We start from the raw sequence: 16,880 nt of genomic DNA on the forward strand, positions 1-16,880 counted from the left end.
CGTATGCGGTCTCGGCGTGCACCGTAAGGTCCAGCCCGGTGTGCTCCTGCTCCTCGCTCGCGCGCAGGCCCAGCACCGTGTCGAGCAGCTTGCCGAGGCCGTACGTCACGGAGAAGGCGTACCCGGCGACGACGACCACGGCGAGCAGCTGCTTGCCGAGCGGGGCGAGCCCGCCGCCGTGGAACAGGCCCTCCGTGCCGCCGGTCATCGCCCTGTCGGCGAACAGCCCGATCAGCAGGGTGCCGATGATGCCGCCCACCAGGTGGACGCCGACGACGTCCAGGGAGTCGTCGTAGTTCAGCTTGAACTTCCAGCTGACGGCGTAACTGCACACCACACCGGCGGCCAGGCCCACGACCAGGGCGCCGAGCAGGGACACCGTGCCGCAGGACGGGGTGATGGCGACCAGGCCGGCCACCGCGCCGGAGGCCCCGCCCAGGGTGGTCGGGTGGCCGTCCCGCCGCTGCTCGACAAACAGCCAGCCGAGCAGGCCGGTGCAGCCGGCGGCGAGCGTGTTGAGGAACGCGGCGGCGGCGAGACCGTTCGCGCCCAGCGCGGAGCCGGCGTTGAAACCGAACCAGCCGAACCAGAGCAGACCGGCGCCGAGCATGACCATGGGCAGGTTGTGCGGACGCATCGCGTCCTTCTTGAAGCCCAGGCGGGGACCGAGGACCAGGCACAGCGCGAGACCGGAGGCGCCGGAGGTGACCTCGACGGGCAGACCGCCCGCGAAGTCCAGCGCGCCGAGCCGGTCCAGGATCCAGCCGCCCGGCCCCCACACCCAGTGCGTCACCGGGACGTATACGAGGAGCGTCCACAGCGGTACGAAGACCAGCCAGGCCGAGAATTTCGTCCGGTCGGCGACCGCGCCGCTGATCAGCGCGGCCGTGATGATCGCGAAGGTCAGCTGGAAGGTGGCGAACAGGACGGTGGGGACCGTGCCGTGCACGCTGTCCGGGCCGAGCCCGCGCATCCCCGCGTGCTCCAGGCCGCCGAGCAGGCCGCCGCCGATGTCGTCGCCGAAGGCGAGGGAGTAGCCGGCCGCCAGCCAGACCACCGTGACCAGGGCGATCGACACGAAGCTCATCATCAGCATGTTGAGGACGCTCTTCGTGCGGACCATGCCGCCGTAGAACAGGGCCAGGCCGGGGGTCATCAGCAGGACGAGGGCGGTCGCGGCGAGCAGCCAGGCGGTGTCGCCGGTGTTCACGGCAGCGGCGGCGAGGGTCACGGGCGTCTCCAACGGTGTGCGGGCTGCGTCAGAGGGTCACCGGTGTGCGTTTCCGGTCGCGTACGGGTGTGTTTCCGTGACGTTTCGTTGCGTGCGGGTTTCCGGAGGCTCACCGCCGGGGGTGCCGGGGGCCGGTGGTGCGGCGCGGCTCTGTGGATCAGGGAGAATGGGCGGCATGAGCGTTCGTACCCAGACTTCCGAGCAGCCGGCCGAGGCCGTCCACCGCGCCGGCTTCGCCTGCTTCGTCGGCCGTCCCAACGCGGGCAAGTCCACCCTCACGAACGCTCTGGTCGGGCAGAAGGTGGCGATCACCTCCAACCGTCCGCAGACGACCCGGCACACGGTACGGGGCATCGTGCACCGGCCCGACGCCCAGCTGATCCTGGTCGACACCCCCGGACTGCACAAGCCGCGCACGCTGCTCGGCGAGCGCCTCAACGACGTCGTCCGCACCACCTGGGCCGAGGTCGACGTGATCGGCTTCTGCCTGCCGGCGGACCAGAAGATCGGCCCGGGCGACCGGTTCATCGCCAAGGAGCTGGCGGGGATCAAGAAGACCCCGAAGGTCGCGGTCGTCACCAAGACCGACCTGGTGGACTCCAAGGCGCTGGCCGAGCAGCTGATCGCCGTCGACCAGCTGGGCAAGGAGCTGGGCATCGAGTGGGCGGAGATCGTGCCGGTGTCGGCGGTCGGCGCCAAGCAGGTCGAGCTGCTCGCCGACCTGCTGGTCCCGCTGCTGCCGGAGGGCCCGGCGCTCTACCCCGAGGGCGACCTGACGGACGAGCCCGAGCAGGTGATGGTGGCCGAGCTGATCCGTGAGGCCGCGCTGGAGGGGGTGCGGGACGAGCTGCCGCACTCCATCGCGGTGGTCGTGGAGGAGATGCTCCCGCGCGAGGACCGCCCCGCCGACCGGCCGCTGCTCGACATCCACGCCAACGTCTACATCGAGCGCCCCAGCCAGAAGGGCATCATCATCGGCCCCAAGGGCAAGCGCCTGAAGGAGGTCGGCATCAAGTCCCGCAAGCACATCGAGGCCCTCCTCGGCACCCCGGTCTTCCTGGACCTGCACGTCAAGGTGGCCAAGGACTGGCAGCGGGACCCCAAGCAGCTCCGCAAGCTCGGTTTCTGACGTCCCGTCCTAGGCGGGGCGCTGGGTCCGCAGCAGGTCGCGGAACCAGTGGTAGGAGGCCTTGGGGGTGCGCTCCAGCGTCTCGAAGTCCACGTGCACCAGCCCGAACCGGCGGGCGTAGCCCTCGGCCCACTCGAAGTTGTCCATGAGGGACCACACGAAGTAGCCGCGCACGTCGACTCCGGCCTCGATCGCCCGGTGCAGGGCCCGGACGTGGGCGTCCAGGTAGGCGATCCGGTCCTGGTCGTCGACGCCGTCGTACGAGCAGCCGTTCTCGGTGATGACCACGGGCGGGAGCCGGTCGCCGTAGCGGTCGCGGAAGCCGGTGAGCAGCTCCGTCAGGCCCTCCGGGACGACCGGCCAGCCGAAGTCGGTCACCGGGCGTCCCTCGATCTCCCGCACGGAGAACGGCAGTTCCGCCGGCAGCGGCACTCCGCCGAACTCGCCCGCGGTGCCCTGCGGGGCGCCCACCCGCGTCGGGGCGTAGTAGTTCACGCCGTACCAGTCGACCGGCTCGGCGATCACCTTGAGGTCGGACTCGACGTCCCCCGGCATCAGGTCGCCCATGCCCTCGGGGTACGCGCCCAGGACGACCGGGTCGGCGAACAGGCGGTTGAGCAGGACGTCGTAGAAGCCGGCCGCCTCCAGGTCCGCCTGGTCCCGGGACGCGGGCCAGGTCGGGCCGTGGGAGTTGGCGATGCCGATGCCGTCCGCGCCGGCCGCGCGCAGCGCCCGTACGGCCAGACCGTGGGCGAGGAGCTGGTGGTGGGCGACCGGGAGGGCGTCGAAGAGCAGCCGGCGGCCGGGGGCGTGGGTGCCGAGCGCGTGGCCGAGCAGGGTGTGCTCGGCGGGCTCGTTGAGGGTGATCCACGTGCCCACCCGGTCACCGAGCCGGTCCGCCACCACCGTCACATGGTCGGCGAACCGGGCCGCCGTGTCCCGCTCCAGCCAGTCCCGGTCCGCCGGAAGGTCCCAGTGGAACAGGGTCGGGACCGGCCGCACGCCCGCCGCGCACAGCTCGTCCACCAGCCGGTCGTAGAAGTCCAGGCCGCCGGGGGAGTTCACCCGGGGCCAGGAGACCGAGAAGCGGTACGCGTCCACGCCGAGGCCGGCGAGGAGGGCCACGTCCTCCCGGTAGCGGTGGTAGTGGTCGCAGGCCACGGCCGCCGTCGAGCCGTCCTTCACCCGCCCCGGCGCGGCCGTGAACACGTCCCACACAGACGGCTCCCGCTTCTCGGCCGCGCCCTCGATCTGATGGGCCGAGGTCGACACGCCCCACAGGAAGCCGGGCGGGAACCGGGGGATCGCAGTGCCTGCGTCAGTCGCCATGGCCGGATCATCCGTACCCCCGGTAACGGAAGTCAACGCCCCGGCGCGAACCGGCCGTCACGCGCCTTCCTTCAGCACCCGCGAGATCAACTCCCGTTGTTCCTCGGTGAGTCGGGGGTCGGCCGCGTACACCGTGCGGCCGTCCACCGTGATCTCGTAACCGAAGCCGTCCGGCACCCCGGCCGGAGGCGTGCCCCGGCCGGACGCCAGCACGCGTTCGGCCAGGGCCTGCCACTCCTGGGCGTCGGGCCGGCCCGAGGTGTCCACCTCGGCCCGGCGCTCGATGCCCGCGAAACCGCCCGTGCGTCGCACTCGAATCCGCATGGGTCTGATGTGTAGTACGAAACCGAGCGGAACTACAGCGTCCGCACCCCGACCTGTTCCCACGCCTTCTGCACGGCCCGCAGTTCGTCCCCGGCGCCGTACCGCTCCCGGGTCGCCTTCACCGTCAGCGTGGCGAAGTCGGCGAACAGGGCGTCCTCCTTCAGCTCGCCGCCGGTGAGCACGTCGTACCAGATCTGCCCGGCCTTCTCCCAGGCGTAGCCGCCGAGGGCGGTGGCGGCCAGGTAGAAGGCGTGGTTGGGGATGCCGGAGTTGATGTGCACACCGCCGTTGTCGCGGCCGGTGCGGACGTAGTCCTCCATGGTCGCGGGCTGCGGGTCCTTGCCGAGGACGTCGTCGTCGTACGCCGTGCCCGGGGCCTTCATCGAGCGCAGGGCCACCCCCGTGACGCGCGGGGCGAGCAGGCCCGCGCCGATCAGCCAGTCGGCCTCGGCGGCGGTCTGGCCCAGCGTGTACTGCTTGATCAGCGAGCCGAAGACGTCGGAGAGCGACTCGTTGAGCGCGCCGGACTGGCCGTAGTACTCCAGGTTCGCGGTGTGCTGGGTGACGCCGTGGGTCAGCTCGTGCCCGATGACGTCGACCGGGATGGTGAAGTCGAGGAACACCTCGTTGTCGCCGTCGCCGAACACCATCTGCTCGCCGTTCCAGAAGGCGTTGTCGTAGTTCTCGCCGAAGTGCACGGTGGCGTCGAGCGGCATCCCGTTGTCGTCGATGGAGTGCCGGCCGTACACCTTCAGGTACAGGTCGAAGGTGGCGCCGAGGCCCGCGTAGGCGCGGTTGACGGTGGCGTCGGAGCCGGGCTCGGAGCCCTCCTCGCGGACCTTGGTGCCGGGCAGGTCCTGGGTGTGCTCGGCGTCGTAGATGGTCCGGTGCGGCTGGTCGGCGGCGGCACCGGCGGGCGGGGCGACGGCGGTCGCACCGATCACCGTGGTCAGGCGGCGCTTGGTGCGCTGGAAGGCGTCGTGCTCCAGGGACCGGCGGGCCGGGCCGGAGAGCGCGGGGTCCTCGTTGCGGGCGAGCTTGTCGAGGACGTGCGGCGGCACGATCGTGCAGAAGACGGGCTGGAAGCCCCCGTTGGTCGTCATGTTCCGCACCATCGCACTCCGTGATGTGACTGTCACTAGCAGCCACCATGATTGGTGAAATACCGGGACACGGAACGCCACGGTCCGTGACGTTGTGGTACGGCGCTGTGGTGCAGCGCACTTTTTGTCCCGTTTTGCCGTGCGGTCCCGCATACTGGGACAGGCCCGCGTGCCCGGAACGGCTCGGCTAGGCTGCGCAGCATCATGCGTTTCTGGCTGCTTCTCCTTAGCTGCCGCGGCGAGGGCCTGTAGTCGAGGCCGACTCCCTCCCCGCGGAGCTTGGCGTTGCGTCGTCGGCCGCCCACTCGGATCTCCGGACATCCTGAGGAGCCCACGCATCATGGCGAACCGCCAGCAGCCCAGCCCCATGCCGATCCACAAGTACGGCCGCTACGAGCAGGTCGACATCCCGGACCGCACCTGGCCGGACAAGCGGATCACCACCGCCCCCCGCTGGCTCTCCACCGACCTGCGCGACGGCAACCAGGCCCTGATCGACCCCATGTCGCCCGAGCGCAAGCGGCGCATGTTCGACCAGCTGGTCAAGATGGGCTACAAGGAGATCGAGGTCGGCTTCCCCGCCTCCGGCCAGACCGACTTCGACTTCGTGCGCTCGATCATCGAGGAAGAGGGCGCGATCCCCGAGGACGTGACGATCTCCGTCCTGACCCAGGCCCGCGAGGACCTGATCGAGCGGACCGTGGAGTCCCTCAAGGGCGCCCGCCGCGCCACCGTCCACCTGTACAACGCCACCGCCCCGGTCTTCCGCCGGGTGGTCTTCCGCGGCTCCAAGGACGACATCAAGCAGATCGCCGTCGACGGCACCCGTCTGGTGATGGAGTACGCCGAGAAGCTGCTGGGCCCGGAGACCGAGTTCGGCTACCAGTACTCGCCGGAGATCTTCACCGACACCGAGCTGGACTTCGCGCTGGAGGTCTGCGAGGCGGTCATGGACGTCTGGCAGCCCGGCCCGGACCGCGAGATCATCCTCAACCTGCCCGCCACCGTGGAGCGTTCGACGCCGTCCACGCACGCGGACCGCTTCGAGTGGATGCACCGCAACCTCTCCCGCCGCGCGTACGTCTGCCTGTCCGTCCACCCGCACAACGACCGCGGTACGGCCGTCGCCGCCGCCGAGCTGGCGCTGATGGCCGGCGCCGACCGCGTCGAGGGCTGCCTGTTCGGGCAGGGCGAGCGCACCGGCAACGTCGACCTGGTCACCCTGGGCATGAACCTGTTCTCCCAGGGCGTCGACCCGCAGATCGACTTCTCCGACATCGACGAGATCCGTCGTACGTGGGAGTACTGCAACCAGATGGAGGTCCACCCGCGCCACCCGTACGTGGGCGACCTGGTCTACACGTCCTTCTCCGGCTCCCACCAGGACGCCATCAAGAAGGGCTTCGACGCCATGGAGGCCGACGCCAAGGCCAAGGGCGTCACCGTCGACGACATCGAGTGGGCGGTGCCGTACCTGCCGATCGACCCCAAGGACGTCGGCCGCTCCTACGAGGCGGTCATCCGCGTCAACTCGCAGTCCGGCAAGGGCGGCATCTCCTACGTTCTGAAGAACGACCACAAGCTGGACCTGCCGCGCCGGATGCAGATCGAGTTCTCCAAGATCATCCAGGCGAAGACCGACGCCGAGGGCGGCGAGATCACGCCGAAGGAGATCTGGGCGGTCTTCCAGGACGAGTACCTGCCGAACCCCGACAACCCGTGGGGCCGCATCCAGGTCAGGACCGGCCAGTCGACCACCGACACCGACGGCGTGGACACCCTGACCGTCGAGGCCACGGTCGACGGCGAGGACCGGGTCCTGTCCGGCTCCGGCAACGGTCCGATCTCGGCCTTCTTCGACGCCCTGCAGTCCATCGGGATCGACGTACGCCTGCTGGACTACCAGGAGCACACGATGAGCGAGGGCGCCTCCGCGCAGGCCGCCTCCTACATCGAGTGCGCGATCGACGGCAAGGTCCTGTGGGGGATCGGCATCGACGCCAACACGACGCGTGCGTCGCTGAAGGCGGTCGTCTCGGCCGTCAACCGCGCGGCCCGCTGACGGCTCGCTCCGGTGGGACAGCGCCCTTCGGGGCGCTGTCCCACCGGTGGGTTTCCGGCCATCGGCGCCCGCAGGTCACGGAAAGGTCTCTTACGGGGTACTGACTCCGCCTCGGTGATGTGGCTAACATCACGGCTGCGCGGCGATGTTGCCGCGCGGTTACGGAGGTGCGACGTGCTGCCAGTACGGGGACGAGACGGCCGTGCCACCAGGGCTGCGCGCATCCTGGGTACGCGCACCGCATGGACACCCGTCGGGGACGGCGAGTTCTTCTGCCCCGGGTGCGGCGGCGACCGCAACTACCAGCGGCTCACCGGACGGCGCCGGCTCACCCTGCTCGGTGTCCCCGTGCTGCCGCGCGGGACGGCCGGACCGGTGGTGGAGTGCGCGGCCTGCGCGCACCACTTCGGCCCCGAGGTGCTGGACCACCCCACCACCCGCCGCTTCTCCGCGATGCTCCGCGACGCCGTGCACACCGTCGCCCTCGCCGTGCTCGCCGCGGGCGGCACCGGCTCCCGTACGGCCCTGGAGACGGCCGCCGCCGCCGTCCGCGCGGCCGGCTTCGCCGACTGCACCGAGGACCAGCTGGCCGCCCTGGTCGAGGCCCTCGCCGCCGACACCGGCCGCTACTTCGAGCAGCCCTGCGCGGCCGGACTGACGATAGAGCTGCACGAGGCCCTGGACCCGCTCGCCCCGCACCTCGCCCCGGCCGGCCGCGAGTCCCTGCTCCTCCAGGCCGCCCGCATCGCCCTCGCCGACGGCCCCTACACGCCCGCCGAACGCGACGCCCTCGCCACCGTCGGCGCGGCCCTCACCATCTGCTCCGACGACGTGACCCGCCTGCTGGCCGCGGCCCGCACCCCGTCCTGACCACCCGGACGGAGTACGAGCGACCCGGCCGGTGCGGGGACCATCAGGGCGTGACCCCGCGCAGCCGCTCCCTCCTCGCCGGCCTGGCCCTGCTCACCCTGCTCACCGCGCTCACCGCCCGGCAGCCCGCGCACGCCGCGCCCGGCGGCTGCGACACCTCCGTGCCGTACGTCTCCGGGCGGGACGGCTACGCCGTCTACCGCATCCCCGCCGTGGTCGAGAGCCGGCACGGCACCGTCCTCGCCTTCGCCGAGGGCCGGCGCGACGGGCCCGGTGACAGCGGGGACATCGACGTCGTCCTGCGCCGCTCCACCGACGGCGGCTGCACCTGGGGCCCGCTGACCGTGGTGGCCGCCGGACAGGGGCACACCCGGGGCAACCCGGCACCCGTGGTCGACCCGCGCACCGGCGCGATCGTCCTGGTGACCTGCGCCAACGCCGGGAACGTGACGGAGGACCAGATCATGCGCGGCGAGGTCGCCCCGGACCGGGGCCGCCGGGTGTTCGTGCAGCGCAGCCGGGACGACGGCCGGCGCTTCACGGCCCCGCGCGACATCACCGCCGAGGTGACCCGGCCGGGCTGGCGCTGGTACGCCACCGGCCCCGGCCACGCGGTCGCCCTCACCCGGGGCCCGCACCCCGGCCGCCTGCTGATCCCCGCCAACCACTCCGCCGCCCCGCCCCCCGGCTCCTCCGACACCGGCCGGGAGGCCAAGTACTACGGCGGCCACGCCCTCTACAGCGACGACGGCGGCGGCACCTGGCACCTGGGGTTCGTCGACGCCGGCTACGACGGCGTGACCAACGCCAACGAGACCAGCGCCGCCCAGCTCCCCGACGGCCGCGTCTACCTCAGCGCCCGCGACCAGCACGGCACCGCCCCCGGCAACCGCCTCGGCGCCTACTCCGCCGACGGCGGCCGGACCCTGGAGCGCCCCTTCGCCGTCCAGCCGGACCTGAACGCCGTCCCCGTGGTCCAGGGCAGCGTCCTCCAGCCCCGCGGCCCCGGCGCGCCCCTGCTGTTCTCCGGGCCCTCCGTGCCCACCGCCCGCCGCGCCCTCGCCCTGTGGACCAGCACGGACGCCGGCCGCACCTTCACCGGGCCGCACACCCTCTCCGACCGCCCGGCCGCCTACTCCGACCTGGTCCAGCTCGCCGACGGCACCCTCGGCGTCCTGTACGAGACCGGCACCCAAGGCCCCTACGAGTCCCTGGAGTTCCGCCGAGTGCGGCTGCCCTAGGTGTCACAGGCCGGGGCAGCCGTCCCGTCGTACGGGGGTGGATGTGTTCCTCGATCAAGGAGGGCATGATGAGCCTCCTACGCTTCGGTACAGGGGGGACAGCCGTATGAGCAGGACCGAGGAGTTCCAGGAGCTGCGGCCCCTGTTGTTCTCGATCGCCTACCGGATCCTCGGCAGCGTCAGCGAGGCCGAGGACGCCGTTCAGGAGACCTGGCTGCGCTACGCGGACTCACCCACCGAACCCCGGTCGGTGAAGGCCTTCCTCTCGGCCACGGTGACCCGGCTCTCCATCGACGTCCTGCGCTCGGCCCGGGTGCGGCGGGAGGCGTACGTCGGACCGTGGTTCCCGGAGCCGCTGCTCGCCGACCCCTACGAGGACCCCGAGCGGGCGGCGGAGCTGGCCGACTCGGTGTCGATGGCGGCCCTGCTGCTGCTCGAACGGCTCAGCCCGCTGGAGCGGGCGGTCTTCGTACTGCGCGAGGTCTTCGACTTCGGCTTCCCCGAGATCGCCTCGGCGGTCGGGCGCTCCGAGGCGGCCTGCCGCCAGCTGGCGGTGCGGGCCCGCCGCCACATGACCGAGGGCCGGCCCCGCTTCGAGGCCGACCGCAGCGAGCGGGACGAGCTGGCGGCGCGGTTCTTCGACGCCCTCCGCGAAGGCGACGTGCTCGGGTTGCAGGATCTGCTCGCCGCCGACGCGTCGATGGCCGGCGACGGCGGCGGCAAGACACCGCAGCTGGCCCGTTCCGTCACGGGCGCCGACAACGTGGCGCGGCTGCTCGCCGCCGTCTTCCCCGGACTGGCCCTGGTCGACGTGACGTTCGAGCCGCGCGAGGTCAACGGCCAGCCGGGCGCGATCCTCCACGACCGGGACGGCAAGGTGCTCCAGGTCCTGGCGCTCGATGTGCTCGACGGGCGGATCCAGGCGATCCGGATGGTGGCCAACCCCGACAAGCTCGGGCACGTGGGCCCGGTCGGGGACGTCTGGGCGGTCCACCGCGAACTCCAGGAGGCCCGCCGGGCGGCCCGCCTCGACCGGTGACCGCCCCACGCCGCCCTCAGCGCCCGTGCGGGCCCGGGCCCAGCAGCCCGGCCGCCGCCAGGAACTTGCCGACCTGCTCGACCTCCGCGCCGGACAGCGGGACCTGCGGCTCGGCGGTCACCGGGCAGTCGATGATCCCGCGCAGGTGCAGCGCCGCCTTGAACGCGCCCAGCGCCGACGAGCTGCCGCCCATCCGCGCGGGATCCCCGACGCCCACCATCCCGAACAGCGCGCACAGCCGTTCCTGTTCGGCCCGCGCGCCCTCCAGATCGCCCGCCCGGCACAGCCGGTAGAGGCGCACGTATCCGTGCGGGTCGACGTTGGCCAGGCCCGGCACGGCCCCGTCGGCGCCCAGCGCCAGCGCCGCGTCCGTGATCACCTCGGAGCCGGTCAGCACGCTGAACCCGGGGTGGGCCCGGGCGCCCGCGACGACCTCCCGGAAGGCCGCCAGGTCCCCGCTGGAGTCCTTGATCCCGGCCAGCACCCCGTCCCCGGCGAGCCCCAGCACCAGGTCGGCGGGGAGCTTGCTGTGCACGGCGGCGGGGATGTCGTAGGCGATCACCGGGACCGGGCTGGCGGCGGCGATCCGGCGGTAGTGGTGGACGATCTCGGAAGGATGGGTGCGGGCGTAGAAGGGCGCGGTGACGACGACGGCCTGCGCGCCCGCCGCGGTGACCGCCGCGACATGGTCCAGCACCCGCGGGGTCGTCATGTCGATCGCGCCCGCGAGGACGGGCAGCCGGTCGCCCACGTGCCCGGCGACCGCCGCCACCACCTGGCTGCGCTGCGCGTCCGTCAGGAAGGCCGCCTCCGAGGTGGAGCCGAGCAGGAACAGCCCGTGCACCCCGGCTTCGGTCAGGAAGTCGACCAGCCGCAGCAGCGAGGGCACGTCCACCTCGCGCTCCGGTGTCAGGGGCGTGCAGACGGGCGGGACGACACCGGTGAGCGGGGTGGGAAAGGTCATCAAGGCTCCTGGCGCGCTAGGTCTCGGGTCGGCTGGTCCTCCTCCACAGGATGGTGGCACCGGTACCGGTGCCCCGGCCGTGACGCGGCCGAGAAGTCCGGCATCGACGTGGCGCACACCTCGTCCGCCTTCCAGCAGCGGGTGCGGAACGGGCAGCCGCTGGGCGGGCGGGTCGCCGAGGGCACCGGCCCGGTCAGCGGGATCGGTTCGACGGGGTCCAGCAGGCCGGGTGTCGCCGAGAACAGGGCGCGGGTGTACGGGTGCCGGGCGGCATCGGTGACCCGGTCGGCCGGGGCCTCCTCCACGATCCGGCCCAGGTACATGGTGATCACCCGGTCGCTCATCCGCCGTACCGTCTGGATGTCGTGCGAGACGAACACCAGGGCCAGGCCGAGGCGTTCCTTCAGGTCGAGCAGCAGGTTCAGGATCTGCGCGCGGACCGAGACGTCCAGGGCGCTGGTCGGCTCGTCGGCGACGACCAGTGCGGGGTCGAGGGCGAGCGCCCGGGCGATGGCGACGCGCTGCCGCTGCCCGCCCGACAACTGCCCGGGCAGGGCGTCGGCCAGCGCCGGGGGCAGCCCCACCAGCGCCATCAGCTCCCGCACCCGCTCCTCCCGTTCGGCCCGGGTGCCGCGCCGGTGCACGTCCAGCGGGTCGCGCAGGACGCGGCGGACGGTCAGCCGGCGGTTCAGCGCGGTCGACGGGTCCTGGAAGATCATGCCGGTGCCCGCGCCGACCGTGGCCCGGCGCTCGGCGGCCGGCATCGCCCACAGGTCCCGGCCCCGGAACGACACCGTCCCGGACACCGGCCGCTCGATGCCCACCAGCACCTTCGCCAGCGTCGACTTCCCGCACCCCGACTCGCCGACCACCCCGACCGTCTCCCCGGGCGCCACGGCCAGAGCGGCGCCGGTCAGGGCGTACACCCGGTCCCGCCGGAACAGGCCGCCGCTGCGCGCCTTGTGCACGACGTGCGCGTCCCGCACCTCCACCACAGCCGTCACTGCCGGGCCTCCTCGCTCTGCGCCGATGTCGGCTCCGCCGCCGGGTGGTGGCAGGCGGTCGTGTGCGCGGGGGTGCCCGCGAGGACCGGCGCGGTCGTGTGGCACACCTCGGTGGCGAGCGGGCAGCGGTCGGCGAACCGGCAGCCCGCCGGGAAGTCGGCCGGGGCCGGGACGACCCCCTTGATCTGCGTCATCCGCTGCGCGGCCGACTCCAGCGAGAGCACGCTGCCGAGCAGCCCGCGCGTGTAGTGGTGGGCCGGCGCCGCGACCAGCTCGGCGGTCACCCCGGTCTCCACGATCTGCCCGCCGTACATCACCACGACCCGGTCGGTGACGTCGGCGACCAGCGCCAGATCGTGCGAGACCAGGATCAGCGCGAAACCCAGCTCCGCGCGCAGCCGCAGCAGCAGCTCCATGATCTGGGCCTGCACGGTGACGTCCAGGGCGGTGGTCGGCTCGTCGGCGACGATCAGCTTCGGGTCCCGGGAGAGGGCCATGGCGATGAGCACCCGCTGGCGCTGCCCGCCGGACAGCTCGTGCGGATAGCTGCGCAGGGTGCGTTCCGGATCGAGCCCGACCAGCGAGAGCAACTCCCCGGGGCTGCGGCGGCCACCGCGCCGGACGAGCTGCTTCAGCTGGGCGCGGATGGTCATGGCCGGGTTCAGGGAGGACAGGGCGTCCTGGTAGACCATGGCCATCTCGTGGCCGAGCAGCCGCCGCCGGGCCCGCATCGGCTCGGCCAGCAGGTCCCGCTGCCGGAACCGCACCTGCCCGCCGACCCGGGCCCCCTTCGGCGTCAGCCCCATGACGGTGAGCGCGGTCAGCGACTTGCCGCACCCCGACTCGCCGACCAGCCCCAGCACCTCACCGGGGTACACCTCGAAGCTGACCCCGGCCACGATGTCGACGCCCCGGTGCCGGCCGGGGAAGCCGATGGCGAGGTTCTCCACGGCGAGGACCGGCTGCCCGCTCCGGTCGGGCAGCGGCCGGGCCCGGGACCGCAGCCGCCGCGCGGCCTCGGCCAGCCCGGGCAGCGGCAGCACCTGCCCACTGCCCGGTTCCGGGGCCTGAAGGCGGTCCGCCGGCGCCCGTACCTCCCTCGGCGCGGGCGCGGCCCAGGCGTCGGACACGCCCTCGGAGAGGATGTTCAGCGACAGCACGGTGAGCAGGATCAGCAGCCCCGGGAAGACGGTCGCCCACCAGCCGCCGGTCAGCACCATGTTCTTGCCGTCGGCGATGACACTGCCCCAGGACGGGTCCGGGGGCCGGACGCCCGCGCCGATGAAGGACAGCGAGGCCTCGAAGACGATCGCCTCGGCGACCTGGACCGTGCAGAACACCAGGACCGGCGCGGCACAGTTGACGGCCACGTGCCGCAGCACGATGTGCGGGGTGCGGGCGCCGATGACCCGCTCGGCGGTGACGTAGTCCTCGCCGTACTGGTCCAGCACGTTGGCCCGTACCACCCGGGCCACCGGCGGGGTGAACAGAAAGGCGATGGCGCAGATCAGCACCCCGATCCCGCCCCCGAACACGGCCACCAGCACAGCGGCGAGCGCGATGCCGGGGAACGCCATCACCACGTCCAGGCAGCGCATCAGCGTCTCGTCGACGGCCTTGCGGGAGGTCGCGGCGACCGCCCCGACGACGGCCCCGGCCACCAGCGCCAGCGCGGTCGCGCCCAGCCCGATGGCGAGGGACCAGCGGGCGCCGTACATCAGCCGGCTCAGGACGTCCCGGCCGAGGCTGTCCTGCCCGAGCCAGTGCCCGGCCGAGGGCGCCCCGGTCCCGCCGGCCGGGTCCTGCTGGTCGAGGGGATCGTGCGGGGCGAGGACGGGAGCGAGTACGGCGACCAGGGCGACGACGGCCAGGAAGCAGACGGCGACCTTCGACGGCAGTGGCAGCCGGCGCCGGCCGCGCAGCCGGACGCCGGGCCGGGTGAACCGCTCGGCAAGGCTCGCGCGCGTGATCATCAGCCCGCCCTCAGACGTGGGTTGACCAGCAGATACAGAAGGTCGATGACGAGGTTGACGACGACGAACCCGGTGGCGGTGGTCAGTACGACCCCCTGCACCACCGCCGGGTCACCGTTCTGCACGGCGTCGATCATCAGCTTGCCCATGCCGGGCAGCGAGAAGATCGTCTCGATGACGACGGCACCGCCGAGGAGATAGCCGACCCGCAGCCCGAGCACGGTGAGCGGATTGACGAGCGCGTTGCGGAGCACGTTCCGGCCGACGACGACGCGCGGCGGCAGCCCGCTCCCGACGGCGGTCCGCACATAGTCCTTGTCCAGCTCCTCCACCACGGACGTGCGGACGATCCGGGTCAGCTGGGCGGCGACCGGCAGGGACAGGGCGAGGGCGGGCAGGGCCATGGTCCGCAGCCAGCCGGTGACCGAGTCGGCCGGGTTGATGTAGCCGCCGGTCGGGAACCAGCCCCGGTCCACGGCCAGGTACTGGATCATCAGCAGCGCCAGCCAGAACCCCGGCGCGGCCACCCCCACCAGCGACACCACCCGGATGGCCTGGTCCGGCAGCCGGTCCCGGTAGACGGCGGCCGTGACCCCGCCGGCCAGCGCCAGGACGACCGCGAGGGTGAGCCCGAGGAAGGTCAGCTGGAGGGTGAGCGGCAGCGCGGTGGTGACCTGGTCGGCCACCGGGGCCCGGGTGAGGACGCTGGTGCCGAGGTCGCCGTGGAGCAGGTCGCCGACGAAGTGGACGTAGCGCACCGGCAGCGGGTCCAGCAGTCCGTTGCGCTCCCGGAAGTCGTGCAGCTGCTGCGGGGTCGGATTGGCGCCCTGGAAGAACGCGGACGCGGGGTCGACGTCCGAAAACCGCATCACCAGGAAGACGAACAGCACGATGCCGAGGAGCAGCGGCACGAGCAGGGCGACACGGCGGAGCAGGATGCGGACGACGGCCGTCATGCCGTCAGACCCACTTGGCCTGGAGGAGATTGACGCCCGGGTACGGCTGGGCCCTTATCCCGCCGAGCCTGCGGGCGTCCCAGGCGGTCATCAGCTCGTTGTGGACGACCGGGTAGAGCACGGCCTGCTCGGCGACGACGTCGATGTAGTCCTGGACCATCGCCTTCTTCTTCTCGGGATCCGGCTCCCGGGTGGCCCGGTCCATGTCCGTGAAGAGCTGCTTGGCGACGGGGTCGTCGGCCCACCGGGTGTACTGCATCCACAGGTTCCCGGGCCCGTAGTTGTAGTGCATGATCAGGTCGGCGTCGAGCCCGAACTGATTGGGGTTCGAGGCCGCCGCCACCACCTGGTAGTCCTGCTTCTGGTCCAGCTTGGTGAACACGGCCGTGGTCTCCTGCGGCGCCAGCGTGGTCCGCACCCCGATCGCGTCCCACGACGCCTTGATGGTCGGCAGGCAGTCCACGATCCAGCTGACGTTCACGGCCAGGATGTCGACGCGGAGATCCGTCACCCCGGCGGCCTTCAGCAGCGCCTTCGCCCTGGCGGGGTCGTAGCCGTAGACGGTCCTGGCCCGCCGGTGGCTCGGGTTGCCCTCGTTGAGGAACGAGGAAGCGGGCCTGCCGTGCCCCTTCAGCGCGACCCGCACCATCCTCTCGCTGTCGATGGCGTAGCGCAGCGCCTGCCGCACCCGGACGTCGTCGAAGGGCTTGTGCCGGGTGTTGAACATCAGGAAGAGGTTGTTCATCCCGGCACCCCCGGCGACCTTCAGCCCGCCCCGCTCCAGCCGGGGAATGTTGGCGTAGGGGATGTTGTCGGCGATCTGCGCACCCGCGTCCGTCCCGGAGATCCTCGCGACGCGGGACGAGGCGTCCACGATTGTCAGCCAGTTCATCGTGCGGAACGCGGGCTTGCGGGGCCCGTTGTAGGCGGCGAACGCTTCGAAGGTGGTGTTCGACTTCGGGTGGTGCGCGGTCTGCCGGTACGGCCCCGAGCCCACGGCCAGCCCCTTGACCGCGTCGTCCCAGGCCCCGGGCCGGGAGAACACGTGCTGGGGCATGACCTTGGCGAGGGTGAGCCGGGCGAGCCCGTCCGGGAAGGGGAACTTCAGTCTGAGTTCGACGGTCCGCGCGTCGACCGTCCGGACCGAGTCCAGCCAGGGGGCGAAGAACCCCTTCGCGAGCGTCTGCGTCTTCGGGTCGAGGATCCGGTCGAAGACGAAGGCGACGTCGTCGGCGGTGACGGGCCTGCCGTCGTGGAAGGTCGCACCGGACCGGAGCGTGAACCGCCAGGTCGTGGCGCTCGGATCGCCGGGGAGCGCGGTGGCCAGCGCCGGGTACGGCACCCGGGTGATCGGATCGGTGTCCAGCAGCCCCTCGTAGATGTGGTGGTTGGCGGCCATCGCGAACGCCGACGCGGTCTGGGTCGGGTCCCAGCTGCCGTCGTTGCCGTACCCGATCACAGCGGTCAGCGTGCGGTCCTTGCCGCTCCCGCCGTCCCCGGTGTCGTTCGTGGACTCGGGCCCGGCGGAACAGGCGGCGAGCGCGGGGGGCAGGCCGACGGCTGCGGCGCCGAGGGCGCCGACGCGTTTGAGGAAGGAGCGGCGGCGGGGTGCGTGGGGGCTCGTGTCGTCGGGGCTCACGTCGTCGCGCACGGGT

General features: G+C 72.3%; 14 protein-coding genes. 5 read left to right on the plus strand and 9 right to left on the minus strand.

Going from position 1 to position 16,880, the window contains the following annotated elements; translation table 11 throughout:
- Nucleotides 1-1,231 (minus strand): ammonium transporter (locus CCN44_RS00870; protein ID WP_086696593.1); only part of this gene is annotated, 1,231 nt, incomplete at its 3' end.
- Nucleotides 1,232-1,406: 175 nt separating this feature from the next.
- Here CCN44_RS00870 and era point away from each other — a divergent pair.
- Nucleotides 1,407-2,360, plus strand: a complete 954-nt coding sequence (gene era, locus CCN44_RS00875; protein WP_059254976.1) for a GTPase Era — start codon at nt 1,407-1,409, stop codon at nt 2,358-2,360.
- Nucleotides 2,361-2,369: 9 nt separating this feature from the next.
- Here era and CCN44_RS00880 read toward each other — a convergent pair whose 3' ends face one another.
- Genes CCN44_RS00880 through CCN44_RS00890 form a run of 3 tightly spaced genes read right to left on the minus strand, consistent with a single transcriptional unit; the run spans nt 2,370 to nt 5,116 of the window.
- Nucleotides 2,370-3,689 carry a GH1 family beta-glucosidase gene (locus CCN44_RS00880; RefSeq protein WP_086696595.1) on the minus strand — a complete coding sequence of 440 codons (1,320 nt, stop codon included), beginning with the start codon at nt 3,687-3,689 and terminating at the stop codon, nt 2,370-2,372.
- A gap of 57 nt (nt 3,690-3,746) precedes the next feature.
- Nucleotides 3,747-4,013 (minus strand): protealysin inhibitor emfourin, encoded by a 267-nt coding sequence (locus tag CCN44_RS00885; RefSeq protein ID WP_059249471.1) that lies wholly within the window; start codon nt 4,011-4,013, stop codon nt 3,747-3,749.
- Between the two features lie 32 nt (nt 4,014-4,045).
- On the minus strand, nt 4,046-5,116 hold the full coding sequence (locus tag CCN44_RS00890; RefSeq protein ID WP_059254974.1) for a M4 family metallopeptidase: 1,071 nt from the start codon (nt 5,114-5,116) through the stop codon (nt 4,046-4,048).
- Between the two features lie 340 nt (nt 5,117-5,456).
- On the opposite strand from CCN44_RS00890, the gene leuA reads away from it, so the two are divergent.
- The 4 genes from leuA to CCN44_RS00915 all read left to right on the plus strand — a co-directional run bounded on the left by leuA (nt 5,457) and on the right by CCN44_RS00915 (nt 10,328).
- The gene (leuA, locus tag CCN44_RS00900) at nt 5,457-7,178 is read left to right on the plus strand and encodes a 2-isopropylmalate synthase (protein ID WP_059249470.1); all 1,722 of its coding nucleotides are present in this window, start codon (nt 5,457-5,459) and stop codon (nt 7,176-7,178) included.
- 174 nt (nt 7,179-7,352) lie between these two features.
- Nucleotides 7,353-8,048, plus strand: coding sequence for a tellurite resistance TerB family protein (locus tag CCN44_RS00905; RefSeq protein ID WP_059249469.1), 696 nt, complete (start codon nt 7,353-7,355; stop codon nt 8,046-8,048).
- A 50-nt stretch (nt 8,049-8,098) separates the two neighbouring features.
- The gene (locus CCN44_RS00910) at nt 8,099-9,289 is read left to right on the plus strand and encodes a sialidase family protein (protein ID WP_086696596.1); all 1,191 of its coding nucleotides are present in this window, start codon (nt 8,099-8,101) and stop codon (nt 9,287-9,289) included.
- Nucleotides 9,290-9,395: 106 nt separating this feature from the next.
- Nucleotides 9,396-10,328 carry an RNA polymerase sigma-70 factor gene (locus CCN44_RS00915; protein WP_086696597.1) on the plus strand — a complete coding sequence of 311 codons (933 nt, stop codon included), beginning with the start codon at nt 9,396-9,398 and terminating at the stop codon, nt 10,326-10,328.
- 16 nt (nt 10,329-10,344) lie between these two features.
- Here CCN44_RS00915 and CCN44_RS00920 read toward each other — a convergent pair whose 3' ends face one another.
- Genes CCN44_RS00920 through CCN44_RS00940 form a run of 5 tightly spaced genes read right to left on the minus strand, consistent with a single transcriptional unit; the run spans nt 10,345 to nt 16,876 of the window.
- The gene (locus CCN44_RS00920) at nt 10,345-11,292 is read right to left on the minus strand and encodes a dihydrodipicolinate synthase family protein (protein WP_059249466.1); all 948 of its coding nucleotides are present in this window, start codon (nt 11,290-11,292) and stop codon (nt 10,345-10,347) included.
- Nucleotides 11,292-12,296 (minus strand): oligopeptide/dipeptide ABC transporter ATP-binding protein, encoded by a 1,005-nt coding sequence (locus CCN44_RS00925; RefSeq protein WP_059249465.1) that lies wholly within the window; start codon nt 12,294-12,296, stop codon nt 11,292-11,294. The genes CCN44_RS00920 and CCN44_RS00925 overlap by 1 nt, the downstream gene beginning before the upstream one ends.
- Entirely contained in the window at nt 12,293-14,269 is a 1,977-nt protein-coding gene (locus tag CCN44_RS00930; RefSeq protein ID WP_086696598.1) for a dipeptide/oligopeptide/nickel ABC transporter permease/ATP-binding protein, read from the minus strand. Before CCN44_RS00930 ends, CCN44_RS00925 begins: the two co-directional genes overlap by 4 nt.
- Complete coding sequence (locus CCN44_RS00935; RefSeq protein ID WP_059249463.1) at nt 14,269-15,225, minus strand: ABC transporter permease; 957 nt, start codon at nt 15,223-15,225, stop codon at nt 14,269-14,271. Before CCN44_RS00935 ends, CCN44_RS00930 begins: the two co-directional genes overlap by 1 nt.
- Nucleotides 15,226-15,229: 4 nt before the next feature.
- A complete protein-coding gene (locus CCN44_RS00940; RefSeq protein WP_059249462.1) occupies nt 15,230-16,876 on the minus strand; it encodes an ABC transporter substrate-binding protein in 1,647 nt (548 codons plus the stop codon).
- Between the last annotated feature and the right edge of the window lie 4 nt (nt 16,877-16,880).

The sequence above is a fragment of the Streptomyces tricolor genome, from assembly GCF_002155905.1.
Taxonomy (GTDB): domain Bacteria; phylum Actinomycetota; class Actinomycetes; order Streptomycetales; family Streptomycetaceae; genus Streptomyces; species Streptomyces tricolor.

Coding starts and splice junctions, on each gene's coding strand:
- leuA (WP_059249470.1), top strand. CDS start 5,457: ATGGCGAACCGCCAGCAGCCCAGCCCCATGCCGATCCACAAGTACGGC.
- CCN44_RS00885 (WP_059249471.1), bottom strand. CDS start 4,013: ATGCGGATTCGAGTGCGACGCACGGGCGGTTTCGCGGGCATCGAGCGC.
- CCN44_RS00920 (WP_059249466.1), bottom strand. CDS start 11,292: ATGACCTTTCCCACCCCGCTCACCGGTGTCGTCCCGCCCGTCTGCACG.
- CCN44_RS00930 (WP_086696598.1), bottom strand. CDS start 14,269: ATGATCACGCGCGCGAGCCTTGCCGAGCGGTTCACCCGGCCCGGCGTC.
- era (WP_059254976.1), top strand. CDS start 1,407: ATGAGCGTTCGTACCCAGACTTCCGAGCAGCCGGCCGAGGCCGTCCAC.
- CCN44_RS00890 (WP_059254974.1), bottom strand. CDS start 5,116: ATGACGACCAACGGGGGCTTCCAGCCCGTCTTCTGCACGATCGTGCCG.
- CCN44_RS00880 (WP_086696595.1), bottom strand. CDS start 3,689: ATGGCGACTGACGCAGGCACTGCGATCCCCCGGTTCCCGCCCGGCTTC.
- CCN44_RS00935 (WP_059249463.1), bottom strand. CDS start 15,225: ATGACGGCCGTCGTCCGCATCCTGCTCCGCCGTGTCGCCCTGCTCGTG.
- CCN44_RS00915 (WP_086696597.1), top strand. CDS start 9,396: ATGAGCAGGACCGAGGAGTTCCAGGAGCTGCGGCCCCTGTTGTTCTCG.